Origin of the sequence: Streptomyces sp. NRRL F-525 (genome assembly GCF_000716605.1) — a bacterium.
GTDB lineage: Bacteria > Actinomycetota > Actinomycetes > Streptomycetales > Streptomycetaceae > Streptomyces.
The window spans coordinates 237,303-262,710 of record NZ_JNXE01000008.1; the positions used below are offsets into that span (position 1 = coordinate 237,303).

Genomic DNA, 25,408 nt, shown 5'->3' on the forward strand with positions numbered 1-25,408 from the left:
CGGAACGTCAACTCCTCATGTGTCGAGATGTGTTGAATACTTGCGTGGCGTGTGGTTACGGCAGGGCGCCGGTCTGGCGCAGCAGACTCACCCCGTCGGCGACGGCCCAGTGCTCGAAGAGCTGACCGTCCCGGTACCGGACCAGGTCCATCACCCTGAACTCGACCCGGTTGCCGGACGGCGGGACGCCGAACCAGGCGCCGGTGTGACGGCCGCGGAACAGCTTGTGGGTGGCCACGAGATCTCCGTCCCCGACGCAGTGCAGGACCTCGACCCGCAGGTCGGAGAACGCCCCGTGCAGAGCCGCCATGGTCTCGCGCACCCCCTCCCGATCGTCGCGCTGTCCCGGTTCGGCGGTGTGGTTCCGGAACTCGGGATGGACGAGTTCGTCGATCAGGTCGAGCCGCCCTTTCTCCTGCACCTGCTCGACGAAGTACCGCATACGGGCTGCCTGGGATCGCTGGTCGGGTGCCAAGTCGGTTGCCTGGTCGGGCTTTTGGTGGGATTCCTGCGCCATCACGCCACTACCTTTCTCTGCGAGGCCCCGGCGGACGCAACTCGCAAGCCATCGAAGGCAGTTGGCGACGCGTTCCGCCGCTCACGAGAACCTCCTCCTGCGCAACTGCCGGGCTCGGGCCGGGGGTTGTCCCTGCCGATCAAGCCTAGGAAGATCGCTGCAGCACAGGCTTGAACCAGAGCGCCATCCCGGCAGAACATCCGCGCCAGATGACGCCGGAGCGACGAAAGCTGGGGACGACTGGTGACGGACCGCACTGGAGTGGAGGCCGACGGTTCGGTTCGTGCGCCCTCCGGGGACTCCGGCTCCTCGGGCGCAGGGCCGGGAGCGTTCGACGCCTTCCGCGACGGCTGGGAGACGGAGATCGGCGACGGGTTTCCGTTGCCGACGTTCAGCCCGGCCACGACGCGTGACTTCCGGGTCAGGAGCCGCGCCACCAAGGTGGGTGACGTGGCGGTCACCGACCTCCACGGCGCGTCGGCCATCCGGACCGAGGGCCCGCTCAACGGGGTCGAGGACCAGGTGCGGATGTACGTCGTACGGAGTGGCTCCTGGTCCCTGGGCGCCCCGCTCGCCCGCGACGAACAGACCGTGCCGGCAGGGCAGTTCCTCATCCGTCACATCGGACGGCCCCTGCATTTCGAGACGGTGCCCGACACGAGGGCGAAGGTCCTCGTCCTGCCCGCGGCCACGCTACGACCACTGCTCGGGGAGCGGCAGAGCGTCAGCGGACCGGCGGACTCCGCCGAGGTGCGCCTGCTGGTGGCCCACTCGAACATGATCTACGAGACGGCTGCCGATCTCGGTCCGGTTGGAATGCAGGCCGCGCACAGCGCGCTCATCGAGCTGGCCAAGGCGGTGGCCAGGCGCCGGGTCGACGACGCGGAACCCCAACTGGCCCTGGCGCTCGCCCAGGCGGCGAAGGACCTCGCGGACAACCACCTGACCGATCCCGAACTCTCCGGTACGATGCTGGCCCGTGAACTCAATGTCTCCGTGCGCAGCCTGCAACGGGCGTTCGCCGCGGCGGGGGAATCGGTGACCGCCTACATCCGCCAACGCCGCCTGGAAGAAGCCCGACTCGTCCTCACCGCGCCCTCCGGCCGCCTGAGCGTCTCCGAACTCGCCGCCCACTGGCAGTTCGCGGACAGCAGCCACTTCATTAGGGCCTTCAAGAAGCACTACGGCCGGACGCCGACCGACTACGCCCGCTCGATCACTGCGACGCGGAACTGACCCGCACAGGGCGCCTGCCGTCAGCCTGCCAGTCGGGCGAGGGCCAGGGCGTGTGCCCGGCTGAGGGAGTCGGCAGCGGCGCACGGGACGTCCGGCTGTACGCCGGTGCCCTCCCAGTTCGTGCCGGAGACGGGGTTGACTGCGCGGCCGACGGGGACGGTGGCTTCCAGGTGGGGGTGGACGGTCCAGCCCTCGCAGGGATGCGCGCCGCCGCGGCTGTGCTCGCCGACGACTACCGCGCGGCCGAGCTGCTGGAGGTCGTAGGCCAGTTCCTCGGCGGCGGAGAAGGTGCTGTCGCTGGACAGCACGTACAAGGGCTTGGTGCCGCCGAAGCGCGTGCCGGGGACGTGCGGCAGGCTCCAGGACTGCTCGGTGCGCTCGTCGGCGCGCCAGTACATGGTGTTGAGGTGGGTGCGCTCGTCCAGTAGGTAACTGCAGACGAAGGCGACCGTGTCCGGGTCGCCGCCCCGGTTGGCGCGGAGGTCCACGATGAGCGCCTGGGCGCGGGAGGCCAGGGTGAGCGCGGCGCTCAGCGGCTCGGCGGCCCACTCCAGCGGAAAGAGCATCGGCGCCAGCTCCACCACGGCGACCCCTCCGTCGAGCAGCTCCACGCGGGGTGCACCGCCCAGGGAGGTGTCGAAGTCCCGGCGGATGGCGGCCAGGGTGGCCGCCCCCTGCTTGGGAGGAACGGGGTCGGCGTGGTGCTTGAGTCTCAGGTGCCGGTCGCCGTTGACGGACTGGAGGTCCGCGGTGACCAGCCGGGCGAGTTCCTCGGCGTCGTCGACGTCGTAGGCACCCTCGGAGAGGCGGCGGTGCAGCAGGCCGGCGAGCTGCTCGGCTGTTTCGGGGAAGACGTAGTGCTCGGTCAGGAGCCGGGCTGTCTCGTCGATGACGGGGGCGGGCTGAAGCTGCGTCAGAGTTGTCATGGCTGGGAGTAGAGCACCGCCCTTGCGAAAGCGTCAACGAGATTAGACACTTTCGGTATGCGTGATCAGCCTTCCCACCCGCCGCCCCCCGAGGACGTTCTGGAGATCGGTGCGCCCGACCAATTCGCGGCGCTCGCCCACCCGTTGCGTCAGCGGCTGCTCTTCGCCCTGGGCCACCGGCCCGCCACCATCAGCCAGCTCGCGGCGCAGCTCGACGCGAAGAAGGGCAACGTGGCCCACCACGTCAAAGTGCTCCGCGAGGCCGGGCTGATCCACGTCGCCGAGACCCGCCAGGTGCGCGGCGGCACCGAGCAGTACTACCAGCGCACGGCCCGCCACATGGTCGTCGCCGAACCCCAGGCGGCAGGCACCGCCGCGATGCTCGCCGCCATCGCCCAGGAGCTGGACCTCTCTCCCACCGAGCCCCAACTGACGCTGCGCCACCTGCGTCTCAGCCCCGCGAAGGCAGAGGAACTCGGCGAGGCGCTCGCCAAACTGGTCGACGAGGCCGAGGAGGACGCGGAGGGCGACCCCGTGCACGGTGTGTTGGTGACGGTCTATCAGCAGGCTCTGTCAACCGGTACCACCAGTTCCGTCCAGGGCGCGCGACGAAAGTAGGGGAGAGGCCGGCTCGCAGGATCCACTTGCTGGCGACCCGGAGGGCTGTCAGCCCTCACGGGGAACGCCGTACCGGCTGGAGAGAGGCGTGGGTCGAGCGTCAGCGCGGTGTGTCGGGCAGGGCGACGAGCAATTGCTTGTCCGTCACCACGGCCAGCGACAGGGTGCGATAGCCGACCGACTCGAACAGGATCGTGATCTTGCCGTCGCCCTCACTCATGACCTCGCCCTCGCCCCACTGGTCATGGCTCACGCGGACGCCCGGCAGGTAGGTGTGGTTCTCCGCCGTGGGGCGTACGACGGTCTCCGTCGTGCCGGCGGTACCCGCGGCGACGTCCGCGCGTGCACCGGTCCGGGTCCACGGGCGTCGGCGCGCGGTGGCCTTGCGCGGCCGTCCGGCGTCTCCGGACCGCTCGCGCCTCGGACCGCTCGCGGGCTTGGTCGCCGGGTCCGCGCAGTTGTCGCATGCCCCGCACGGGACGGGGGCGGAGTCGCCGAAGTAGCCGAGGAGGAACTGCCGCCGGCAGTCGGTCGTCTCGGAGTAGCCGCGCATCATGTCGATCCGGGACTGTTCGAGCTTGCGGTGCGTGGCGTGGACGGCCAGGGCGCTCTGCACGACGGCGTCGACATCGTCATCCGCGGAGGCGCCGTCGGTGCCGGTGAAGCGGCTGCCGTCCCGTCCGGTGCGGACGGCACCGGCCTCCTCCAGCAGGTTCAGTACGGCGGACAGGGCGGTCGCGCCGAGTTCGCAGTCGGCCCGGAGCCGGGTCGCGCTCACGGCGCCCGCGTCGCCGCGCAGGCGCTCGATGACGCGGCGCAGCGCGTCGGCGTCGGGAGCGCCGGCGGCGAAGAAGCGTTGCATGCCGAGGTCCTGAGTGCGGTAGGCGAGGATCGCCCTGGCCGGTGCGCCGTCGCGGCCGGCCCGGCCGATCTCCTGGTAGTAGGCGTCGAGCGAGCCGGGGACGGACGCGTGCAGCACGAACCGTACGTTCGCCTTGTCGATGCCCATCCCGAATGCCGAGGTGGCCACGACCACGTCGAGCTCACCGGAGCTGAACCGGTCCTGGGCCTGGCGGCGTTCGGCGGCGGAGAGGCCCGCGTGATAGCTCGCGGCGGCCAGTCCGAGGTCGCTCAACTGCTCGGCGTAGCTGTCCGCCGCCTTCCGCGTCCCCGCGTACAGGATTCCCGGCTTCTCCTCGACGGCCGTCCGCTCCACGACGAACCGCTCCTTGGCGGCCGCGTCCTGGAAGGCCGACACCTCCAGGCGGATGTTGGGGCGGTCGAAGCCGGCCACTATCTCCACCGGGTCGGTCATGCCGAGACGTTCGGCGATGTCCCGCCGTACCGGGGCCGCCGCGTTGGCGGTCAGGGCGAGCACCGGCGGGTTGCCGAGCCGCTCGCGCGCGTGGCGCAGCCGTAGATAGTCGGGCCGGAAGTCGTGCCCCCAGGACGACACGCAGTGCGCCTCGTCCACCACCAGCAGCCGGGGACGGACGGCGGCGAGCCGGTCCGTGACCTCCGGCTTGGCGAGCTGCTCAGGGGCGAGGAAGATCACGTCGACCGAGGAGGCGCTGATGCGGGCCCATGACGTCTCGTTGTCGCTCTTCCGCTGCGCGGAGTTGATGGCGGCGGTGCGCAGCGCGCCGGATCCGAGCAGGCTCTGCATCTGGTCCCGCTGAAGCGCGATCAGCGGCGAGACGACCACGACCGGACCGCCGAGCAGGACCGCGGGCACCTGGTACACGGCGGACTTGCCCGCGCCGGTCGGCATGACGGCGAGTACGTCACGACCCTTCATCACGGCCTTCATCGCGCTCAGTTGGGCCGGGCGCAAGTGCTGCCAGCCGAAGACCCGACGGGCGGTGCCGCGCAGACGACGGGACGTGAGTGTGAACATTGGTCTCCTTGAAGGGTGGGCGTCCAACCGCCGTGTGTCTGGCGGCTACCCCGGTTCGCCGGGATATCGCGTCGCGCGATTCGATCGCCCGTGTCGAGATCCCTCGGTCTGTTCGCGGTGCCCAGTGTCCGACCGTTTACTTGACGGGGCCCTGTCTCTCAACTCCGTTGGGAATGAGGGGTGTTGAAGGTGCTCGTGGACTCATGGCGAGGCGTTCATGTTCTCCTCGCTCGTGCCGTCCAGCTCAGCGCGGCGGCTCTGGCCAGGTGCAGGTGTGCGCGTTCCTCGGGGAGTCCCGGCCCGCGCATACGGACATGGTGGAGATGCAGCAGGTCCGGGAGTACGTCTTCCGGGGCGAGCGTTCCCGCCTTCTCGAGCGCGCTGCGGTACACGGCCAGCGCGGTGCGGCGTGCGGACCAGCTCGCGGTGACGTGGGCGTCCAGCACCGGGGTGCCGGGGGCCTGGGGCGTGTGGGAGGCGGTCGTCAGGGCGATGGTCTGGTCGTAGACCGCTCGGGGTGGTGCACTCGTGTCCGTGTGGGTGTGTCCGACCAGCCAGCGCATCGCCTCCTCGTCGTCCCCGAGCAGGCCGACGGCGATGTCCACCGTGCTCGCTGCGGTCACCGCACGGGCGTCGGGGGCGCCCCGGCCGGGCTGCGCGGTCAACTGGGCGAGGACGGCGGCCGAGTCGGCGGCGAAATACTCCTCGGCCGCTTCCATCGCGGCGGGGCCGCCGAAGCGCGCGGTCTGCGGGTAGTAGGTCTCCAGACTCGCGTGGGTGATCAGGCCCGCATGCCGAAGCCGCCGGGTCCACTCGCCGGTCTGCCCGACAGCGGTGCCGAGCGAACCGGGCGCGCAGATCAGACGGAGACGTAGGTGGTCCTCGGGATCGTCGTGGCGGACGAACCACCAGCGGGACTCTCCCAACTCCCCGAGCAGGTACGGCAGATGCCGGGTCAGGAGTGGATCCTGCCGGTCCCTGTGCCCGTACAACCTCAGGGAGAGCGGGTTCCCGCAGCCCGGCAGGTGTCCGTGTTCGCGGGTGACGACGTCGCCTGAGCCACGGACCGGTGCGCGGGGCCGATCCACCGCAGCCAGGGGGATGACGATCTCGTGGGCGCGCCCGCCGGTCCAGCCCAGGTCCCCGGGCTCCGGTGCGGCGCGGAGCAGCACCTTGCCGTCGCGCTCCACGTGGGTACGGAGCAGGACCCGGTGCGAGGGTTCCGCCAGGTCCAGGTTCATGCGCCGGTCTCCGTCGCCCAGGTACACGTGCTCGGGCAGGCCGACCTCGCGACGCCACTCGGCCAGGGCCTCGTCCCACCGCGGCCACGGCGTCCGCGCGTCCGGCAGGTCGTCGTTGCCGAGTGTCCAGCGGGCCGGGGTCAGTACGGTGCGCCCGTGGCGCAGTGCCGGGAGGAACGGCAGGCCGGAGACGGCGGCTCCCCACGAGAACCCGGTGCACGGGACGGCCAGCGCCACCGGTGCCTCGATCAGGAACCTCGCCAGCGGATGGGTGTGGTGGGTCAGATCCACCGCGTTCAGCAGCAGCGTGTGCACCGGGCGCCGCCGGGAGACCGAGACCAGGTGCACCTGCTCGGCGTCGGCGGTCACCGCCAGGTCCGTCACGGGCAACTGGCCCATGTCCGGGCTGTGTTGGTCGCCGAGGGGGATCACCCACTCCGCCACCCGCGGGGCGTGCGCGACGTTCACCGAGCGCATGTACAGCGGGGTGCTGCCGATCTGGGCGATCAGCGCGCCCTGATGCACGCCGGGCAGGCCTGCGTAGACCTCGGTCATCCGGCGGCGGTCGTCGGCGTCGAACAGGTGGAGAAAGCGTCCGGTGGACGTTCCGGCCGCGCGGGCCACTCCGAGGACGTGCAGCGTGAACTCCCCTTGTTCCAGGGCGGATACGCTCGCGGCGTGGATCCGTACGGTCACCTCGGTGCTCGGCTGCACGGGCCCGGCGGGATGTGCCACCGCCAGTTCGTCGATCGCGGCCTCGTCGAGTCGGACCTCGTGTCGGCGTCGCGTCGCGGCGGTGTACGCGAGCCGCAGCAGTCTTCTGTCCCTGGCGGTCAGCGTCGGGTCCGTCGATGCGGCGGTGGACCCGAGGTAGCCGGACGGGTAGCCGAGGAACTCGATGGCGTCCAGGACGGGGACGACCGCTCCCGGGCCGTAGCGCTCAAGGAAGCGGTGGTGCCAGGCGGTCCACCCGGGGCTCAGCGCCGCCCTCGGTGCCAGGCGCGTGAGCACCTCGGCGGCGGCCGCCGCCTCCTCGGCCACCGCGTCCGGGATCACCAGGTCCCAGTCCAGTCGTAGGTCGAGGGCGAGCGTGGGTTTCGCGGTGGGGCAGAGTCGTTTCATCGTGGCCGTCACCCGTGCGCGTTCGGCGCGGGCGCCCGCAGGGGCGGCGGTCGCGCCGTCGTGCCGTGCCAGTTCCGCCGCGACCTCGTGCAACTCGGTGGCTTCCGGCTCGGGCAGGTGCCGTGCGTGTCCGAGCAGGGCGGCGATCGGGTCGGACGCCGTCACCGCGGGACGCAGGCTCGTGATCAGGAATCTCTGTCGTATGAGGTTCGCGAGCAGGTTCTCGATCGCGGTGGGGGAGGCGGCCGGAAAAGCGGCGGAGAGCGTTCCGGTGAGATCTGCCCACAGCACCGGCCGCCGGGCGCCGTCCATGACGGTGCGGACCGGCCTGGTGGCGCGTATCCCGACGTGCACGGGGTCGCCGTCGCGCGTGCTGCTCGCGCGGTGCTCGATCATCAGGCGTCCGTCGCGCTCGAACGCGAGGCTGGACGCGAGCAGGGTCAAACCGGGCCGCAGCGCACGGAGTTCCTCCAGCCGGTCGACGAGAGCCGCGGTCCAAGCAGCGTCCGGTCTGGTGACCGCCCGGTGTCCGGTGCCCGTGCGCAGCAAGGGAGTTGGCCCTGTGCGGGCGGCCGCGACACCGGCGAACAGGCCGAACGGAGTGGCACGTGAACGGGCGCGCAGCAGGTAGCGCACCACCGACAGCACCGCGCGCCGCACGGCGGGGTCCGGCACCGGCTCGCCGACGAGGATCTGACGCACCCGTGCCGCCAGATCCGGGCTGGAGAACTCGACCGCGGTGGCGAAATCGGTTGCCTGCCATGCCTGTTGGAGCCATGCCCGCCACGACTCCCCGTGCGCGGAAGGGCTGGTCAGGTCCGGCCAGGCCACCGGGTGGTCCGGAGACCGGACCGCCGCCCGAACCACGGCCGCATCGACATGGCGGTACAAACGGGCCCTCCAGCAGCACAACGGCGTTGTCGCCCATTTTCCCGAACCGCCCGGCACCAAGGGCGATTACCAGTCATGGTCATTACGGCCGCTGCTGCGCCACCCCGGTGCCGAAGAGTCTGCACCAGCCGCTGACCTGGCTGAATGTCGTCCAGCCCGAACGACGACGTATGGGCTGTTGACGCGCGTCCGGGCTGGCTAGCGTGGGCGCCATACACGGCAAGCGGCACATTCCCATCACATCCGCGGAGGGAAGAAAACCATGACTGCTGCAACTCCCGAGGCACTCGCCGAAGAGGAATTCGGTGAGCTCGAAGAACTCCAGGTGATCGACTCCAGCGAGCTGAAGCTCGGCGCGGCGTACCACACGTACACCTACATCGCGGCGGAGAGCACGGAGGACATCCCCGAGTAGCACGCCCGGGAGCCCGGGCAGCGCTCCGACGGACGGGACCGGTGAGACGAGGAGGTGGGTCGTGCCGTCCAGCCAGTCGACGGACGGTACCCGCACCGACGTCCTGTTGATCTTCCCGCCGCAGACCGAGGCCAGGTTCTTCCCGTATCTGAGTCTGCCGTACCTGACGGGCCATCTGCGCCGCCGGGGCCGGCGGGTTCACCAGGCCGACCTGAACATCGCGGTGCTCCACGAACTGCTGCGGTGCCCCGCACTGCTGGCCGACGCGGTCCGCGCGCAGGACACGGGCGCCGACGGCAAGGCCGTGAGCGACTGGTACCGCCATGAGATGGCCGACGTCTTCGCCGCGCACATCGGCGAGCTGCGTGCCCATGTCCTGGACAAGGCGCCGGCCGGCGAGCTGGGCCCCGACCGCGCGGTCCGGCTCGCCACCCTGGCCCTCGAACTGCTGGTCCGCGACACCTTCCTGGTGCGGACCTGGGACAACCTCGACCGGCTCGACGACGCCGTACGCGGGGCCGCCGACCGGCCGCCCGTCGCGTCGGGCGTACCGGTCGCATCGCTGCACCACCTGGTGACCGGGCTGCTCGGCCGCCATCGCCCCCGGGTGGTCGGCCTGTCCGTGGCGTTCTTCAGCCAGCTCGCGCCCGCGCTGCTGATCGCCTCCTGGGTCCGGCAGTTGGCGCCGGACACCCGGATCTGCCTGGGCGGCCAGCAGGTGATGCTCCGCCACGACAGCCTCGCGCGGCTGCCCGGAGTCCGGGAGACGGTCGACGCACTCTGCCCGACCGCCGGCGAGGAGCCGCTCGAACGCTGGCTGGACGCCCTGGACGGAACGGTCCCACTCGCCGCCGTGCCCGGCATGACCTGGCTGCGACGCGCCGAGGGCGGGCCGCGCACGGGGCCCGCGGTGACCCTGCGCTTCCGTGACCTCGGACCACCCGACTTCACCGGACTGCCCTTCCGCTCCTATCTCAACGACGCCCTGGAACTCGCGATCGTCTCGTGCGTCGGCTGCTACTGGGGGCGGTGCGCGTTCTGCTCGTACGGCAACCGGTCGCTCCCGCAAGGGAGTTACCAGCAGGGCACCGCGCCCCAGATCGCCGACGCCGTGGAGGCCGTGGTCCGCGCCACGGGCACCCGGTACGTGTCGGTCGCGGACGAGAACACCAACCTGCGGCTGATCCTCAAGGCGATGCGCGCGGCCCGCGAACGCGGCATACGGGTCCGCTTCGGCGTCCGCAGCCGTCTGGAGCCCGCCCTGACCGACCCGGGGTTCTGCCACGACCTCGCCGCGGTCGGCTGCGCGATGATCGCGGTGGGCTACGAAGGCACCTCGCAGCGCCTGTTGGACCGGGTCGACCGGGGCGTGCGCGCGGCCGACTACCAGCGGATCCTCGACAACCTCGACGCGGCGGGCATCACCGTCCGGTTCACCGTGATGGGCCAGGTCCTGGACGAGACACCGGACGAGTTCGAGGCGTCCCTGCGCTTCCTCGTCGACAACGAGCGGCGGATCGGCATCGACGCGCTGGAGCTGATGGTGGCGGAGCCCGGCAGCAGACTCACGGGCAGCCCGGACGACTACGGACTCGCCCTCGACACCTCGGACCGCCTCGCGGGCAACCCCGAGCTGAGCTACCTGGCCGGCCGGGTAGGCCACCCGCTGGCGGTCCGCGGCGGCCCCACGCGCACCGAGGCGCTGGACCGGCTGCTCCGGATCTTCCACACCGTCAGACCCGGCCGTGCGAACGGCTCGGCACCCTCGCGCGCACCCGCCGTTGCGGCCCTGCGCCCGCACACCTGGGTACGCACTGTCCCCGCGTACGCCGACGACCTTTCGGAAGACCGCGTCACCCTCGCCGACCTCGTCAAGGAGCGGTTCTACGCCCTGCCCGTCGACGACATCGAACAGCGCGCCGACGGCCTGCTCACGGCCCGCACCGACCGTGGCCGCCGACTGCTGGCCCGCCTTGCCGACGCGGCGGCGGGCACCCCCGACCCGGCACATCCGGCAGACCCGGCCCCCTCAGCCAGGAGCACGTCATGACGCGACCGCCGCGCACCGCACCCGGCGGCGCCCCTGCCGTCACCCAGGCTCCGACCCGGATGGGCCTGGGCGTCCTGATGGACATGCCGTGGGGCGGCGGACGCCTCGGCAGACGCGGCATCGGCTTCGTGGAGAGCGACGACGGCGGCGGAGACATCACCGACCGGGTCCGCGCCTTCCTGCACCGCCACGGCGGCGACTTCGCCTACTCGGCCCTCGCCTTCCAGCCGCGCTCACGCGCCCGCGTACAAACGGCCGACTACGTGCGCGCGTACGACCGCTTCTTCGAGGAGCTGCCCGCCGGATCGGCCCACGCCTTCCACCAGACCGAGCTGAACATGGGCACCCCCGAGCGCTACGACCGCCGCCCGGCCGCCGAGTTCACCAACGAACTGGCCGCCCGCTACGGCTTCTCCTGGGTGGTCGAGGACCTGGGCATCTGGAGCCTGCGCGGCATACCGATGCCCTATCCGCTCCCGCCGCCGCTGACCGGACCCGGCCTGGAGATCGCCACCCGGAACGTCGCGGAGGCGGCCCGGCTGCTCGATCCGCCGCTGCATGTGGAGTTCCCCGGTTTCACCGAGGGCGGTTCGTTCGTGCTGGGGCACATGGACGCCTTCGACTACTTCGCCCGGCTGGCCGAGGACGCCGATGTGTCCGTGACGCTCGACGTCGGTCATCTCCTCAGCTACCAGTGGCTGAGAGGACGTACCGGAAGCAGCATGTACGACGGGATCGAGGCCCTGCCCCTCACCCGGTGCCGTGAACTGCACCTGTCGGGCTGCCAGATCGTGGGCGGCAAGTTCCGCGACCTGCACCACGGGGTCCTGCTGGACGAGCAGTTGGAGCTCACCGCGTACCTGCTGCCCCGCTGCCCGAACCTCCGCGGAGTGTCCTACGAGGACCCGATGTACCGCGAGGACGGACACCTCGTCGAGAAGTCCCGGCCCAACTACGCGCGGCTGCGGGACCTGGTCGCCGCCTGGCAGCGCGGGGAGGCCGGGTGACCACGGTGAAGCCGGGCGCGTCCCTGGACGGCGAGCAACTCACCGACCTGCTCATGCGGTTGCTGCTGGACGCGGACCTGCGGGCCCGGCTCGCCGACGAGGGCGCCGAGGCCGTGGCGGCGAATCAGGGCGAGCTGGAGTGCCTGGCCTCCGTCGACCTGGCCGAACTGGACACCACCGCACGCCGGTTGCGCTCCCAGGTGTGGCGGCCGGGCAGCGGCGGCGGCCTCGCGACCACGTTCCCCCGCAGCCTGCGTCTGCTGCGGGACGCCGGTGCCACGGAGTCGGACCTGCTCACCGGCTTCCTCGGCTCGCCGCACTTCGCCCGGTTCCGGCTGATCCCGTACACCGCCCCCGGGTTGTCGGTGGAGGAGGCGTTCGCGTCGTATCTGCTCGATGCCGCCGCCGGGTCAGGGGCGCTGCGCAACACCGTGACCCACGAGCTGATGATCGCCCTGTTCACCGCGCTGACCTGCGAGCAGCCGCTGTCGTTCGTGATCGAGGCGGAGGGAATCGTCCGCACCGACCGGGGCCACGCCGCCGTACGCGCGTACGCGGCGGCATCCGCGGCCACCTGGGCGGCCGCCTCGGTGGAGCACTCCGCGGACGCGGAAGCCGTGCACTACGCGTACTTCACCACGTCCGCCGGGCTGGCTCACGGCGTGGTGTCCGGGCGGGTGGCGGCGGCCTTCGAGGCCGAACCATCGGACCGGCGCGAGACCGCGCGGCGGGCGCTGGCCCGTCGCGGACTGTGGTGACGGGGAGAGGAACCGCCGTGCACATCGTGTTGGTGGACATGCCGTGGTCGTCGCTCGATGCGCCGTCCCTCGCACTCGGCATTCTCAAACGCCGGATCCTCGACGTCTTCCCCGACGGCGCGGCCGACGTCGAGGTGGTGCACGCCAACCTCGGCTTCGCCGACTGGGTGGCCGCACGCACGGAGTACGGCTTCGCGGAGTACGAGTTCTGCTCGACCTCGTACTTCTCCGGACACAGCGAGTGGATCTTCTCGGCCGCGCTCAATGGTCAACCCCGGTGGCGGGTGGCCGAGTTCACCGAGCACTTCGGCGGGAAGATGCCGGAGCACATGCTGGCCAAGGCGCTGGAACTGCACGAACTGGCGCCGCTGTTCGTGCACGAGACGGTCGCCAAGATCGCCGCCACGGCACCGGACGTGGTCGGCTTCACCACCACGTTCGCGCAGAACGCGGCGGCCCTCGCGGCGGCCCGCAAGGTCAAGGAACTGACCCCGGACACCGTCACCGTCTTCGGCGGCGCGAACTGCGACGGCCCGCAGGGCGCCGCGCTGCACCGCAACTTCCCCCAGGTCGACTTCGTGGTGCGCGGTGAGGGCGAGATCGCGTTCCCGCGTCTGCTCGCCGCACTCCGCGACGGCGACGCCGACGGCCTGGCCACCATCCCCGGCCTGTGCCGCCGCGACGGGCACGGCCGTTCCGTTGCCCGTCCCATGGACGCCGCCCCGCTGCCCCCGGGAGCACTGGTCACCCCGGACTACGGCGACTACTTCGAGCGGCACGCGCGGTCCACCGCGGGCGGCTGGGTGGAGCCCCGGCTGGTGGTGGAAGCCTCACGCGGCTGCTGGTGGGGCGAGAAGCACCACTGCACCTTCTGCGGCCTCAACGGGTCGTTCATGGAGTTCCGCAGCAAGGACCCGCGGCGGTTCGTGGACGAGATCCTCGGCCTGGTCGAGCGCCACCGCGTGCTCGACGTATGGGTCACCGACAACATCCTCGACATGGCCTACCTCACCTCCATGGCCCCGCTCCTCCAGGAGGCCGACTACGACCTGCGGCTGTGCTACGAGATCAAGTCGAACCTGCGCCGCGACCAGCTGGCGACGCTGTTCGCGGCGGGAGTCAGCTACGTCCAGCCCGGCGTGGAGAGCCTCAGCAGCCGGGTGCTGAAGCTGATGGACAAGGGAGTGACCGGCTGTCAGAACGTACGGCTGCTGCGGGACGCGGAGACCACCGGGATCAACCTCAGCTGGAACTACCTCTACGGCTTCCCCGGCGAGACCGAACCGGACTACGACGAGATCGTCGACCAGCTCCCCGCGCTGCACCACCTCGCACCGCCCGCCAACTCGACCCGCCTGAAGGTCGAGCGGTTCAGCCCCTACTTCGACCGGCCGGAACTGGGCTTCGGCGACCTGCGCCCCGCCTCGCACTACCACCACATCTACGACCTGCCGGAGCACGAACTCGCCGACCTGGTCTACATCTTCGACTCACCGAACCAGGGCATCGCCGGCGCCTGCCTGGACCGGCTGCGCACGGCCGTCGCCGACTGGACGCTGGCGTACCCGCGCAGCCGCCTGACCCACTGCGACCTCGGCGGCCACATCGTCCTGGTCGACACGCGGCCGGGCTTCTCCTGGCGGCTTCTCGACCTCACCGACCCGGTCGAGGTCACGGTGTTCCGGCTGCTCGACACACCGCACAGCCCGGCGGCGCTGCTGCGCAAGACCGCTGCCCGGTGCGCGGACGCGGGGGAGCCGGCCGGGGAGGTGACGGAGGAGCACCTCGCCGAGCTGCTGGCACGCTGGCGCACCCTCGGCCTGGTCTTCGCCGAGGGCGGCCAGTACGTGCAGGTCGCCCCCGCGGTCGCCAACCAGGACCTGCTGCGGCTCGACGGCACGGGCCTGCACGGCACCGGCGCGTCGCTCGTCCCCGCTCTGGCGGTCCCGGCCGGGGGAGACACCCGATGAGGCCGGAGCTGACGCTGTGGAAGGACCGCGATCCGGCGGCCATGCTCCTGCCGGGCATGCGCTGCGGCACCCTCGACGGACCGCCGGACGACCCGGTGGCCGCCGTCGCGCAACTCGCGTCCGCCGGCGTCCAGTTCGCCCAGGTGCACGAGCCCGTGGACCTCACCGATCCGGACGGCTCGTCCGCGGTCGCGGTCCTCCTCCTCGTCCGGGAACTCACCAGCCACGGCATCGCGGTGGACTGGACCCTGCGCATGGCCGACCCGGCCCAGTGGCGGGCGCTGAGTCATCTGCATCCACCGGCGGGCATCCACCGCGGCTCCACGGGAGCGGAGAACGAGGAACACGTGGTCGCCGCGTGGCGCAGCTCCTTCCACATCGCGAAGTGCGGCTACCGCCGGGGTCCCGGTTTCCTGGAGATCCGCGACCACCGCTGGGGATCCTTCCGGCGGCTGGTCGTCCAGGCACCCCGGAGCACGGCGTTCCAGGGGCTGTTGGACGGCGTTCCGGTGGTCGCGTCGGCGTCGACGGAGCGGGTCCTGGAGCGTCACCTGCGCGAGAACCTGGTCCATCGCGCCGGGCGCCACCTCTGGTGGACGCCGTACCGCCTACGACGCTGGCCGCTCAGCACGACGATCCCGTAGGAACCGCTCGACCCACTCCTCCGTCAACTCGTCGGCCTGACGCCTGATCCCCGGAGCGGGCACCGAGGAGGGCGCGCCGACACCGAGGAAGTCGAGACAACTCAGCAGGCCTGCCTCGTAGTTCGTGACCATGTCCTCGTAGACGACGGTGTGCGGGACGACCTCGTGGCGCTCGAAGTAGTCCTCCCAGACGGACGCGTCGCGGTCGAGCATCCGCAGATGCCGGAGGACCTCCTCGTACCGGTATCGGGGAGCGGTGCGTGCGGTGCCCTCCGGCAGGAAGGTCCCGTCGAGGATCCACACACCGGTCTGCTCGGCCATGGTGTACGACACGGCCTGCCGCAACCGGTCCCCGCGCTGGATCCAGATGTACCGGGGTGCCTGGAGGATGTCGTACGGGTCGACCTCCAGGCCGGCGAGGTGCCCCGCGTGGATCCGCAGCCCGAACACGCCGTTGGGACTGGTCCGGTACGTCATCAGCCGCCGCACATAGCCCGCCGCCAACTCCTGCGGATCATCGGAGTCGAATCCCCACCGCTCGAAGTAGTCCAGCACGAAGGCGTCGGCGAAGTAGTCCTCGGCGAAGCCGGCCAGCCCGGTGTGCCACAGGGCGCGGGCGAGCATGTTGCTGCCGCACCGGGGTGTCGACGCGAGCACGTAACGCACCGGCGGCAGACCGGTGAAGGGCGGGAAGTCGAACTCCGGACCGTTGGTCCGATAGCGCAGCACCATGAGAACAGCTTCGTGTCGGGGGCCGGTGGATGTCGAGATCGTCGCGATGGCTCCGTCCCCGGGGCAGATGGCGACGACTTCCCTGGAGGACGGCTATGCGAGCGAGTGAGATCACCGAGATCCTGGACCGGCCGGTCAGCCGGGAGCTGCTGGCGCGTGACGTGACCCGGCTGGCGTACATCGCCAAGGACGGCACGCCCCGGAACATCCCGATCGCGTTCACCTGGAACGGCTCGGAGATCGTCATGTGTACGACGAAGAACGCCCCGAAGCTCCCGGCCCTGCGGGAAAACCCCATGGTCGCGCTGACGATCGACACCGAGGTGCATCCGCCCAGGATCCTGCTGATCCGAGGTCGGGCGGAGCTGGATGTCGTGGACGGCATCCCGGAGGAGTACCTGCGGATGAACGGCTCCTACGAGATGACGCCCGAGCAGCGGGTCGCGTGGGAGGCCGAGGTCCGCTCGCTCTACGACGGCATGGTCCGGATCGTGGTGACGCCGACGTGGGTGAAGCTGATCGACTTCGAGACGACCCTGCCGAGCGCGGTCGAGGAACTGGTCAGGCGACGGGCCGAGCGCCAGCACGCCTGATCATCGCGGGCGGCGCCGTGCGCGGATCAGCGGGCGATCGAGATCGCGAAGGGCGCGAATCCGCCGGCCCGGATCACGTGCGGTACGAAGAGGATCGCGGCCTCGACGGCGCGGGCGGTCTCGATCCCGCCGAGGTCCGTGATCCACTCCTGCTGCCAGCCGAGGTCCAGGAGAAGTCCGCGCACGATCTGCTTGGCCTCCGGGTCCGTGCCGGAGAGAAACGCGGTGGGCGGCTGCGCGAGCGTGGTGGGCGCGGTCATCACGGAATGAAGCATCGTGTTGAGCGTCTTGACGACGAGCGTCTCGGGCAGCGCCTCCTGGAGCCGCTCCGCGAGACTTGACCCGGGGTAGAGCAGATCGGCGGGCAGTCCGTCCGGTCCGTCGACGGTGGCGTTCGAGACGTCCACGAGGATCTTGCCCCGCAACTCCGCGCGCAGTGCGGCGAGTCTCTCCAGCGAGCCGGCGCCCGGTGTGGCGTTGATGACGATGCTCGCTGTCCGTACGGCGTCGGCGGCTGCGCCCGGCGAGCGGGTCGCCACGGTCACCTCGTGCCCGGCCCGGGTGAGGGCGGTGGCCAGTCCGCCACCGACGCGGCCGCCGCCAAGAACGGTGATGTCACTCATGCTGATCCGGTCCTCCTGGTCGTTGTGTCTCTCGAAAGCGTTCAGTGCGCGGCGGGGGAGAGCGTGGCGACCGCGTCGGCGTGCACATCGGGTGCGGCGGCCAGGAAACTCTCGCTCTCCGGAGTCCAGGGGCGGCCCTCGACGTCGGTGACCCGTCCGCCGGCCTCGGTGACGAGCAGGGCCCCGGGCAGCAGGTCCGCGCGGGCTCCGGCGAACTGCCAGAAGGCCTCGATCCGGCCGGCGGCGACATTCACCAGGTGCAGGGTGGCGGGTACGGACGTCCGCACCACGAGCGCGCCGACGAGCATCTCGGTGATCGACGCGCCGACGCGCCGCACGACCTTCTCGTCCTCGTCCGGCCTTGCCTGGCTCGTGGCGACGATGCTCAGACCGAGTTCCGGGGTCCGGGACACGCGCAGCGGCCGGCCGTCGAGGTGAGCGCCGGCGCCCGCGAGCGCGGTGTACGTCTCGCCGGTCAGCGGCAGGTGGACCACGGTGAGCACCGGCCGGTTGTCACGCACGAGGGTCGCGGTCACCGCCCACTCCGGCAGGCCGTGCAGATGGTTGACGTTGCCTTCGGCCGGATCCACCACCCACCATTCGCCGGCCGGGAGGGCGCCGCCCGCCAACTCCTCCTCCACCCAGCGGGCGTTGGGGCGCAGGGACGTGAGGCGGGGGCGCAGGATGTCGAGGACCGTGTCGTCGTTCCCGGCGAGCGCGCGCATCAGCTCTTCGCGGCTCCGGTAGGGGACCACGTCCCCGAAGCGGTCCCGCAGAGCCGCACCCGCCGTACGTACGGCGATCTCGGTCTGGGCGAGCAGGTCGGCGTCGGAGGCGACGGAGGCTGTGGTGGTGCCGGTGTTCCGCATCGATTCGGGCATGGCGGTACTCCCATCTGAGCAGGGGGTTTGAGGTCGACCGGGCGAGAACCGAGTCCGTCCTTGCCCGCAGTTCGAAGGTAGGAGAGGCCATCGTTAACAGCAAGTGCATGTGAAGCACGGCTAGGATGACTCCCATGCAACTGGACCTGAATCTGCTCGCCGCGCTCGACGCCCTGCTGGAGGAGGGCAGCGTGGCCGGCGCCGCCGACCGCCTGCATGTCACCGCCCCCGCGATGAGCCGCAGCCTCGGCCGGATCCGGCGTACGACGGGGGATCAGATCCTGGTGCGCACCGGACGCACGATGACCCCGACGCCGTACGCGATCGCCGTGCGGGAACAGGTGCACGACCTGCTCCAGCAGGTCCGGGGTGTGCTGGCGCCGAGCCGTGAACTCGACCTGGCGACGCTCGAACGCACCTTCACGCTCCGCTGGCACGACGCGCTGGTCGCCCTCAGCGGGCCCGCGCTGCTGACCGCCGTGCGCGAGCAGGCTCCCGGCGTGCGGCTGCGCTTCATCGCGGAATCGAGCATCGACACACCCGAGTTGCGCCGCGGCGAGGTCGACCTCGCCGCGAACGCCGACCGCCCGACCGCACCCGAGATCCACGCCGACCGGGTGGCCGAGACCCAGCAGGTCGTCGTCGTACGGCGAGGGCATCCGCTCACCCGCGTCAAGACCGTCACCGCCGTGCGGTACGCCGCGGCGGACCACGTCAGCGTCTCGCGGCGCGGCAGGCTCGCAAACCGCCTCGACGACGGTCTCGCGAGCCTCGGTCTCACGCGACGCGTGGTGGTCACCGCCCCCACGGAGAGCGCCGCGTTCGAGTTCGCGCGGGGTTCCGATCTCGTCGTCACCGCCCCCGAGTCCACGGCGCGTTCGGCCGCCGTAGACCTCGGCATGGTCCAACTCCCGCTCCCGTTCGACCTTCCACCGGCCACGGTCTACCTGTCGTGGCATCAGCGCTACGACACCGACCCCGCACACATCTGGCTACGAGACCTGGCGCGGACCGCGTTGACCGGTGCGATGAGCGGGGAGGGTCGGACGGGACGGTGAGACCCCGGCGGCCTCACCGATCGGAACGCCGGTGACCTCGTGGGCTCAGCCCGCGTAGGCCGCGAACAGTTTGGAGAACTGGTACGGGGTCTGCGGGATGTTCGTGCACTCGCTCAGGGCGCCGGTGCACGCGTTCCCGTCGCGGGTGACGTCCCAGAAGCCCAGCTCGCCCAGGTGGTTCTGGCGGGCGAAGGTGAGCACCTGCTGGGCGTCGGCGACGGTGAACACCTCGCTGGCGGTGTCGTTCTGGCCGAGCATCGGGGTGAGTCCGACCATCGCCCAGGTCTGGGCGGTGGTGAGGTTCGGCCACACCGAGGCGATCTGGGCGCGGGTCGAGGTCGCGGCCTGGATGGCGTAAGTGCCCATCTTTCCGGACGGGTTGGGCGCGGCGCTGTCGCCGTAGTCCATGGCCATCAGGTTGACGGTGTCGACGTTCAGGTTGTGCGACTTGGCGGAGTCGAGGACGTAGAGGCCGTCCGCGGTCAGGCCGCTGGGCAGGACCGGGAGGGTGAGCGTGACCTTGAGGTCGCGGCCCTTGGCGCGCTGTGCGGCCTGGACGGCGGCGACGGCTGTCGAGCGCCGGTCGATCGAGGCGTGGTCGACCGTGGCGGCGCCCTCGATGTCGAAGTCCACGCGGTCCAGGGCGTAGGCGTCCACGACCTTCTGGTACTGCGCCTGGAGCGCGGTCGTGCTGGTGCAGGCGAGGGCGAGTTCGGTGCCCGCCTCGCCGCCGAAGGACGGTCGTACGTCACGGCCCATCGCGCGCAGTGAGTCGAAGTCCGCCCGGTCCCAAGCGGCGCCGGGGTCGAAGGAGTTGAACCAGCTGGCGTTGCAGCCGGTCGACCCGGCGGTGATGAAGCCGAGCGAGAACTGCCGCAGCCCGGTGTTCGTGGCGATCTGCGTGAGGTTCGGCGTCGGGTAGGCGCCGAGGTCGATGAAGGGTGCCGCGACGCCGGGAGTCGTGCCGCTGCCCGCGGTCGCGGTGAGCGTCGCGGAGTGTGCCGACTCGTTGTTGGAGTCGTCGAGCGCGGTCACCGTGAAGCTGTGGCTGCTGCCGGCGAGCAGGCCGCTCACCGTGAAGGTGGTGCCGGTACCGGAGGTGGTGGCGATGACGGTGCTGCCCTCGTAGACGCGGTAGCCGACCACACCGACGTTGTCGGTCGAGGCGTTCCAGCCCAGCGTGACGCTGCCGGGGCCGGTGGCCCGGACGGCGAGGCCGGAGGGGACCGAGGGCGCGACCGTGTCGGCGGGGACGCCGGCGCAGGGGCCGTTGTTGATCAGGCAGGCGCTCGGCGCGACCACTGAGCCGCTGTAACTGAAGTCCATGCCGACCACGGGCGCGGAGTCACCGGGGGCGAGTGGGGCCTCCCAGGTGGGGGAGGTGATCGTGTACTGCGTCCCGCTGTGGGTGAGCGTGCCGTTCCACGAACTGGTGACGGCCTCGGTGGCGGGCAGGGTGAAGGTGATGGTCCATGAACTGACCGTGTGGGTCGACCTGTTGGTGACCGTGTAGCCGCCCTCGAAGCCGGCACCCCAGGTGGAGGTGATGCCGAAGGACGCGATCAGACCGGTGTTGTCGGCCGCGTGGGCGGCCGGGGTGGCGGTCGTGGCCATGCCGCCGACCATCAGGGCGGCGGTCAGGGCGGCGCGCAGCGACGCACGTCTCATGCGGATGCTCCTCCGTGGGGCGAGGCCGCGCACGGCGTCGCGCCGGTACGCGGATTGCGGTGCCCTGCACGCCCGTCGCACGGTGGAGAGGTGCGGGTGGGGAGGAGCCGTGCGACGTGATCAGGGCGGGATGTGGCAGGGGGAAACCGTCGAACGGCGAGTCGTGAAGTTAATCGGAAACTTTCCTTACTTCTGCGTGCGCTACGAAGGGTGGCTGGCCGCGTCGGGCGGCGTCAAGGGATCCGGGCAAGATTCGTCTAGACCAATTCCGGTTCCGTGGGCGCGAGTTGCCGCCGCAGGCGGTCGCGGACGATGTCCTCGGCTTCCGCCACGATGGTGCGGACCACCGTCTCGCAGCTCTCCACGCTGTCGATGAGACCCTGCGCCTGACCGGCCCACCACATGCCGCCCTCGACGTCGCCCTCACCCAGCACCCGCTGCCTGCCGCGTTTCCCGGAGGCGAGTTCGGCGACGTCGGAGAAGGCGGCCCCGGGGCGCGCGCCGATGCGGGCGATGTCCTGCGAGACCGCATTGCGCGCCACCCGGGCGGTGTTGCCGAACTCCCGGAAGACGATCTGGGTGCCGCGCTCGTCGTTCGCGACGATCCGGGCCTTCACGTTCGGGTGGACCGGCGCCTCCTCGGTCGCCTCGAACCGGGTCCCCATGTTGATCGCGCACGCCCCGAGCGCCAGGGCCGCGACGAGGCCGGAGCCGGTGGCGAAACCTCCGGACGCGATGATCGGGATGCGCAGCCTGCGGGCGGCGGCCGGGATCAGGACGAGGCCGGGGACGTCGTCCTGACCCGGGTGCCCGGCACACTCGAACCCGTCGATGCTGACGGCGTCGACGCCCAGTGCCTCCGCCTTGAGCGCGTGCCGGACGGCGACGGCCTTGTGCACGACCTTCACACCGGCCCGCCGGAACGCGGGCAGATGCGGTGCGGGGTTGCTGCCCGCCGTCTCGACGACCCGCACGCCCGAGTCGATGATGGCGGCCCGGTAGTCGTCGTAGGGCACCGGCTCGATGGTGGGCAGGATGGTGAGGTTGACGCCGAACGGCCTGTCGGTCAGGTCACGGCAGCGCGCGATCTCCTTCGCGAGCGCCTCCGGGGTGGGCTGGGTCAGCGCGCTGAGGAACCCCAGCGCGCCGGCGTTCGCGACGGCCGAGATCAGCTCGGCGGTGCCCACCGCGAGCATTCCGCCGCACACGATGGGATGTTCGACGCCGAACAGCTCCGTGAACTCGTTCCGAAAGGTCATGTCACTCCTGTTGGCATAGCAGAGACAGAGGTGTCACAGGCGCCGCGAGATGATCAGCCGCATGATGTCCGAGGTGCCCTCCTCGATCTCCTCCAACTTGGCGTCGCGCATCCACTGCTCGACCGGGAACTCGCGCGAATAACCCCAGCCGCCGAGGGTCTGGACGGCGCCCCAGGTCACCGCCATCGCGGTCTCCGAGGCCTGGAGCTTGGCCATGGCGGCGACCTTCGTGGCGTCCGCTCCGGCGTCCATCTGCCGCGCCGCGTGCAGGGTGAGCAGCCACGCGGACTCGATCCGGGTCGCCATGTCGGCCAGCCGGAACGCGACCGCCTGGTGCTCGATGACCGGCTTGCCGAACTGCTTGCGCTCGCGGGCGTAGTTGAGCGCGTACTCGTAGGCCGCGCGGGCCGCTCCGGTCGCCGCGGCGGCCAGCACGATCCGGGAGATGTCGAAGGTCCTCATCAGACCGCGGAAGCCCTGTCCCTCGTCCCCGAGACGGTCGGACTCGGGCACGAAGACCTCGTCGAAGAAGATCTCGCGGCAGACGATCGCGCGCTGGCCCATCTTCCGCATCGGCTCGCCGAACGTCATCCCCTCGGCCCCCTTGCGCAGGAGGAAGGCGGTGACCCCGGAGGAACCGCGGGTGGGGTCGGTCTTGGCGAAGACCACGTACTGGTCGGCCAGGCCCGCGTTGGAGATCCACACCTTCTGCCCGCTGATCGCGTAGCCGCCCTCGACCCGGACGGCGGTGGTGGCGATGGACGCGGCGTCGGAACCCGCCTCCGGCTCGGTCGTCGCCAGCGCGGTGTAGAGGGGGGTCGGACCGGCGAGGGGACGAAGCCACTCGGCCTTCTGTTCCTCGGTGCCGAGCGCGAGCAGCGGGTCGGCGAAGAACCCGTTGGAGCAGACGAAGTTGCCGATGCCCGGGTCGCCCCAGCACATCTGCTCCTGGACCAGGCACTGGGTCACGACATCGGTGAATCCGCCCCCGCCGTACTCCTCGGGCAGCATGAAGTCGGTGATGCCGACCTTGGCCGCGGCCCGGAAGATGTCCAGCGGCGACTCGATGTCCCGCTCGTCGACCTCGCGTCCGCGCGGCCGGATCTCGTTCGCGGCGAACTCCCGGCACAGGCCGACGATCGCCCGCTGCTCATCGGTCAGCGGCCAGGGCTCAGTGGACGTGCTCACGTGATGTCTCCTGCTCCTCGGTGGTTTCCCGGTGGCGGTGCGCCCCGGTTGCCTCACATACGGCTTGCGGTACGACGTCCTCGGCGCGCGGGACGACGAGCGCGTCCACGGCCAGGGCGCCCTCGGGCCCGACCCGGATCGGGTTGACCTCGATGTCCGCCAGGCCGGGGGTGGCCGCGATCGCCTCGGACACGGCGACGACGGCGTCGATCAGCGCGTCGAGGTCGACCGCGGGCTGTCCACGCCAGCCGTCCAGCAGCCGGCGCGAGCGCAGGCGGTCGAGCATCCCGGCCGCCGTCCGCCGGTCGACCGGTGCCAGTTCCACGGACACGTCGTGCCAGAGCTCGGCGAGGACTCCGCCGTGCCCCACGGTCACGGTCGGACCGAAGTCGCGGTCCCGGCGGGCGCCGATCAGCAGCTCGACGACGCCCGGCCGGGTGTCCTGCTCCTCCACGACGTACTCGCCCGGTCCGAGCCGGTCGTACATCTCGCGGAACACCGCGCCGGCGGTGGCCGGGTCCAAGCCGGTGCTGACGGCCCGGTGTTCGCTCTTGTGCTCGATCCAGCCGGCCTTGAGCACCAGCGGCGGCCGCAGGGACGCGCAGGCCTCCGCGAACCCGGCCGCGTCGGTGACCCGTCTCGCCTCGGGCATCGCGATGCCGAGGTCCGTGAGGAACGTCCGGGCCGCCCAGTAGCCGGGCGCCGGCACGGCCGCCTCGATCCGCCCGGCCGCCGGAGCGGGGCGGGGCCGCGCGCCCAGCCGGGTCACGTGGCCGAGCGCGCCCAGGGCCGCGTCGACGGTGTCGAAGACCGGGACGCGGTGCCCCCGCAGCCGGGCGACCGCGGGCGAGGCGGCGCTCATGCTGTGCACGATCAGGGGCACGTGTGCCACGTCCGTCCGCGGACGTCGGCCGAGGCGGTCGATCACGGCGGACTCGGCGTCCACGAGGCTCGGTGAGTCCTCGCCGTAGCGGCCGAGATATCCCGACAGGACGATCGAGTCGACCTCGCCGGAGGCGGCCACCAGTTCGGTGACCCGTGCGTACACCTGCAGGTCCGCCTCTCCCGCGCCCGCGAGGTCCACCGGATTGGACACCGCCGCTGCGGCGGGGAGCAGATCACGCAGGCGCGCCTGGAGCGGTTCGGTGAAGACCGGTGCCCGCAGACCCCGGTCGGCGGCGAGGTCGGCGGCGATCCCGCCCTGTCCGCCGCTGTCGCTGATGATCGCGACCCGGCGTCCGCCCGGTGGCGCGGTCGCGTCCAACAACCGCGCGGCGTCGACGAGTTCGCGCGGCGTCGCCACCCGGAGGGCTCCGGCCGCGCGGCACGCGGCGTCGACGACGTCGAGGGCCGAGGTCATCGAACCCGTATGGGACCGCGCGAGAAGCCGGCTGCCCTCGCTGGCGCCGGTGGTGAGCAGCAGCGCGTGTTTGCCGGCGCGGCGGAGGGCTTGGAGGGCGGTGACGATCCGTGCTCCGTCGGCGAAGCTCTCCAGATAGAGCGCCACGGTGCCGGTGTGTTCGTCGGAGACGAGCGATTCGAGTACGTCGACGGCTCCCACGTCGAGCTGGTTGCCGACCGAGTAGAAGCGCGACACACCCAGCCCGGCCCGTGCGCCGAGGCCGGCGATCTCGGAACCGAGCTGACCGCTCTGCGAGACGATCGCCAGCCTGCCGGGTGTGAAGTGCCCCCAGGCGAGCCGGAGTTCCGCGGCGGCGTTGAACAACCCGAGGCTGTTCGGTCCGATGATCCGCGCGCCCGACTCGCGCAGCAGCGCGGCGAGTTCGGCCTCGTCGGCGCCGAGTCCCGCCGTGATCGAGAGGAAAGCGCGGCACCCCTTGGCGAGCGCGTCCCGGACGACGGGCAGGACGTGTCGCGGCGGCACGCACAGGGCGACGAGGTCGGGGGCCTGTGGCAGGTCGTCCACCGTCGGACGGCAGGCCTGGCCGAGAACCTGTGCGGCACGGCGGTTGACCAGCCACACCTGTCGCCGACCGGCCCCCGCGAGGGCGCCGGTGGCGAGCCAGTAGCCCCATTTGGCGCGGTCCTCGGTGGCACCGACGACGGCGACGGACGAGGGGTCGACGAAGGCCTGGGGAAAGGACACGGACGAT

General features: G+C 71.3%; 21 protein-coding genes. 10 read left to right on the plus strand and 11 right to left on the minus strand.

Translation table 11 applies throughout. From position 1 onward, the window contains the following. Nucleotides 1–55: 55 nt before the first annotated feature. Nucleotides 56–517 (minus strand): ester cyclase, encoded by a 462-nt coding sequence (locus tag OO69_RS14945; protein ID WP_078652433.1) that lies wholly within the window; start codon nt 515–517, stop codon nt 56–58. Between the two features lie 243 nt (nt 518–760). Between OO69_RS14945 and OO69_RS51305 the strand changes: the two genes are divergently transcribed. Further along, a complete protein-coding gene (locus OO69_RS51305) occupies nt 761–1,753 on the plus strand; it encodes a helix-turn-helix domain-containing protein (protein WP_234444443.1) in 993 nt (330 codons plus the stop codon). 20 nt (nt 1,754–1,773) lie between these two features. Here OO69_RS51305 and OO69_RS14955 read toward each other — a convergent pair whose 3' ends face one another. Then, nucleotides 1,774–2,679: a S41 family peptidase gene (locus tag OO69_RS14955; RefSeq protein WP_033281079.1), complete on the minus strand. Its 906-nt coding sequence runs from the start codon at nt 2,677–2,679 to the stop codon at nt 1,774–1,776. Between the two features lie 57 nt (nt 2,680–2,736). Between OO69_RS14955 and OO69_RS14960 the strand changes: the two genes are divergently transcribed. Further along, nucleotides 2,737–3,297: an ArsR/SmtB family transcription factor gene (locus OO69_RS14960; protein ID WP_051801020.1), complete on the plus strand. Its 561-nt coding sequence runs from the start codon at nt 2,737–2,739 to the stop codon at nt 3,295–3,297. A gap of 100 nt (nt 3,298–3,397) precedes the next feature. Here the strand turns inward: OO69_RS14960 and OO69_RS14965 are convergent, their stop codons facing one another. Together OO69_RS14965 and OO69_RS14970 are read right to left on the minus strand one after the other, a co-directional pair. Further along, on the minus strand, nt 3,398–5,194 hold the full coding sequence (locus tag OO69_RS14965) for a RecQ family ATP-dependent DNA helicase (RefSeq protein ID WP_033281080.1): 1,797 nt from the start codon (nt 5,192–5,194) through the stop codon (nt 3,398–3,400). Between the two features lie 215 nt (nt 5,195–5,409). Next, nucleotides 5,410–8,388: a lantibiotic dehydratase gene (locus OO69_RS14970; protein ID WP_234444444.1), complete on the minus strand. Its 2,979-nt coding sequence runs from the start codon at nt 8,386–8,388 to the stop codon at nt 5,410–5,412. Between the two features lie 322 nt (nt 8,389–8,710). On the opposite strand from OO69_RS14970, the gene OO69_RS51940 reads away from it, so the two are divergent. The 6 genes from OO69_RS51940 to OO69_RS14995 all read left to right on the plus strand — a co-directional run bounded on the left by OO69_RS51940 (nt 8,711) and on the right by OO69_RS14995 (nt 15,292). Further along, a complete protein-coding gene (locus tag OO69_RS51940) occupies nt 8,711–8,863 on the plus strand; it encodes a hypothetical protein (protein WP_158713393.1) in 153 nt (50 codons plus the stop codon). Nucleotides 8,864–8,924: 61 nt separating this feature from the next. Further along, nucleotides 8,925–10,913, plus strand: a complete 1,989-nt coding sequence (locus OO69_RS14975; RefSeq protein ID WP_033281082.1) for a B12-binding domain-containing radical SAM protein — start codon at nt 8,925–8,927, stop codon at nt 10,911–10,913. Beyond that, the gene (locus OO69_RS14980) at nt 10,910–11,920 is read left to right on the plus strand and encodes a DUF692 family multinuclear iron-containing protein (protein WP_033281083.1); all 1,011 of its coding nucleotides are present in this window, start codon (nt 10,910–10,912) and stop codon (nt 11,918–11,920) included. Before OO69_RS14975 ends, OO69_RS14980 begins: the two co-directional genes overlap by 4 nt. Next, complete coding sequence (locus OO69_RS14985) at nt 11,917–12,678, plus strand: hypothetical protein (protein WP_033281084.1); 762 nt, start codon at nt 11,917–11,919, stop codon at nt 12,676–12,678. Before OO69_RS14980 ends, OO69_RS14985 begins: the two co-directional genes overlap by 4 nt. Before the next feature lie 17 nt (nt 12,679–12,695). Further along, nucleotides 12,696–14,648: a RiPP maturation radical SAM C-methyltransferase gene (locus OO69_RS14990; RefSeq protein ID WP_033281085.1), complete on the plus strand. Its 1,953-nt coding sequence runs from the start codon at nt 12,696–12,698 to the stop codon at nt 14,646–14,648. Then, nucleotides 14,645–15,292 (plus strand): DUF5825 family protein, encoded by a 648-nt coding sequence (locus OO69_RS14995; RefSeq protein ID WP_033281086.1) that lies wholly within the window; start codon nt 14,645–14,647, stop codon nt 15,290–15,292. The genes OO69_RS14990 and OO69_RS14995 overlap by 4 nt, the downstream gene beginning before the upstream one ends. On the opposite strand, the gene OO69_RS15000 is transcribed toward OO69_RS14995, so the two are convergent. Then, nucleotides 15,257–16,024 (minus strand): Stf0 family sulfotransferase, encoded by a 768-nt coding sequence (locus tag OO69_RS15000; protein ID WP_033281087.1) that lies wholly within the window; start codon nt 16,022–16,024, stop codon nt 15,257–15,259. The two genes, OO69_RS14995 and OO69_RS15000, sit on opposite strands and share 36 nt — an antisense overlap. A gap of 95 nt (nt 16,025–16,119) precedes the next feature. Between OO69_RS15000 and OO69_RS15005 the strand changes: the two genes are divergently transcribed. Then, nucleotides 16,120–16,617: a pyridoxamine 5'-phosphate oxidase family protein gene (locus OO69_RS15005; protein ID WP_033281088.1), complete on the plus strand. Its 498-nt coding sequence runs from the start codon at nt 16,120–16,122 to the stop codon at nt 16,615–16,617. A gap of 26 nt (nt 16,618–16,643) precedes the next feature. On the opposite strand, the gene OO69_RS15010 is transcribed toward OO69_RS15005, so the two are convergent. Further along, nucleotides 16,644–17,240: an NADPH-dependent F420 reductase gene (locus OO69_RS15010; RefSeq protein ID WP_033281089.1), complete on the minus strand. Its 597-nt coding sequence runs from the start codon at nt 17,238–17,240 to the stop codon at nt 16,644–16,646. A gap of 41 nt (nt 17,241–17,281) precedes the next feature. Continuing rightward, complete coding sequence (locus OO69_RS15015; protein ID WP_033281152.1) at nt 17,282–18,109, minus strand: 3'(2'),5'-bisphosphate nucleotidase CysQ; 828 nt, start codon at nt 18,107–18,109, stop codon at nt 17,282–17,284. A 146-nt stretch (nt 18,110–18,255) separates the two neighbouring features. Here OO69_RS15015 and OO69_RS15020 point away from each other — a divergent pair, with 146 nt between their 5' ends. Beyond that, nucleotides 18,256–19,179 (plus strand): LysR family transcriptional regulator, encoded by a 924-nt coding sequence (locus OO69_RS15020; protein ID WP_033281090.1) that lies wholly within the window; start codon nt 18,256–18,258, stop codon nt 19,177–19,179. 45 nt (nt 19,180–19,224) lie between these two features. Here OO69_RS15020 and OO69_RS15025 read toward each other — a convergent pair whose 3' ends face one another. From OO69_RS15025 to OO69_RS15040, 4 genes are all read right to left on the minus strand, one after another. Next, entirely contained in the window at nt 19,225–20,847 is a 1,623-nt protein-coding gene (locus OO69_RS15025; RefSeq protein ID WP_033281091.1) for a cellulose binding domain-containing protein, read from the minus strand. A 257-nt stretch (nt 20,848–21,104) separates the two neighbouring features. Continuing rightward, a complete protein-coding gene (locus tag OO69_RS15030; protein WP_033281092.1) occupies nt 21,105–22,106 on the minus strand; it encodes an NAD(P)H-dependent flavin oxidoreductase in 1,002 nt (333 codons plus the stop codon). A 33-nt stretch (nt 22,107–22,139) separates the two neighbouring features. Beyond that, nucleotides 22,140–23,294, minus strand: coding sequence for an acyl-CoA dehydrogenase family protein (locus OO69_RS15035; RefSeq protein ID WP_033281093.1), 1,155 nt, complete (start codon nt 23,292–23,294; stop codon nt 22,140–22,142). Continuing rightward, nucleotides 23,278–25,401, minus strand: coding sequence for an acetate--CoA ligase family protein (locus tag OO69_RS15040; RefSeq protein WP_033281094.1), 2,124 nt, complete (start codon nt 25,399–25,401; stop codon nt 23,278–23,280). The genes OO69_RS15035 and OO69_RS15040 overlap by 17 nt, the downstream gene beginning before the upstream one ends. Nucleotides 25,402–25,408 lie beyond the last annotated feature (7 nt).

Excerpts from the sequence above, each read along its gene's own strand:
- OO69_RS14945 (WP_078652433.1), bottom strand. The coding sequence starts at position 517 with ATGGCGCAGGAATCCCACCAAAAGCCCGACCAGGCAACCGACTTGGCA.
- OO69_RS14955 (WP_033281079.1), bottom strand. The coding sequence starts at position 2,679 with ATGACAACTCTGACGCAGCTTCAGCCCGCCCCCGTCATCGACGAGACA.
- OO69_RS14960 (WP_051801020.1), top strand. The coding sequence starts at position 2,737 with ATGCGTGATCAGCCTTCCCACCCGCCGCCCCCCGAGGACGTTCTGGAG.
- OO69_RS14965 (WP_033281080.1), bottom strand. The coding sequence starts at position 5,194 with ATGTTCACACTCACGTCCCGTCGTCTGCGCGGCACCGCCCGTCGGGTC.
- OO69_RS51940 (WP_158713393.1), top strand. The coding sequence starts at position 8,711 with ATGACTGCTGCAACTCCCGAGGCACTCGCCGAAGAGGAATTCGGTGAG.
- OO69_RS14980 (WP_033281083.1), top strand. The coding sequence starts at position 10,910 with ATGACGCGACCGCCGCGCACCGCACCCGGCGGCGCCCCTGCCGTCACC.
- OO69_RS14995 (WP_033281086.1), top strand. The coding sequence starts at position 14,645 with ATGAGGCCGGAGCTGACGCTGTGGAAGGACCGCGATCCGGCGGCCATG.
- OO69_RS15000 (WP_033281087.1), bottom strand. The coding sequence starts at position 16,024 with ATGGTGCTGCGCTATCGGACCAACGGTCCGGAGTTCGACTTCCCGCCC.
- OO69_RS15005 (WP_033281088.1), top strand. The coding sequence starts at position 16,120 with ATGCGAGCGAGTGAGATCACCGAGATCCTGGACCGGCCGGTCAGCCGG.
- OO69_RS15010 (WP_033281089.1), bottom strand. The coding sequence starts at position 17,240 with ATGAGTGACATCACCGTTCTTGGCGGCGGCCGCGTCGGTGGCGGACTG.
- OO69_RS15015 (WP_033281152.1), bottom strand. The coding sequence starts at position 18,109 with ATGCGGAACACCGGCACCACCACAGCCTCCGTCGCCTCCGACGCCGAC.
- OO69_RS15020 (WP_033281090.1), top strand. The coding sequence starts at position 18,256 with ATGCAACTGGACCTGAATCTGCTCGCCGCGCTCGACGCCCTGCTGGAG.
- OO69_RS15025 (WP_033281091.1), bottom strand. The coding sequence starts at position 20,847 with ATGAGACGTGCGTCGCTGCGCGCCGCCCTGACCGCCGCCCTGATGGTC.
- OO69_RS15030 (WP_033281092.1), bottom strand. The coding sequence starts at position 22,106 with ATGACCTTTCGGAACGAGTTCACGGAGCTGTTCGGCGTCGAACATCCC.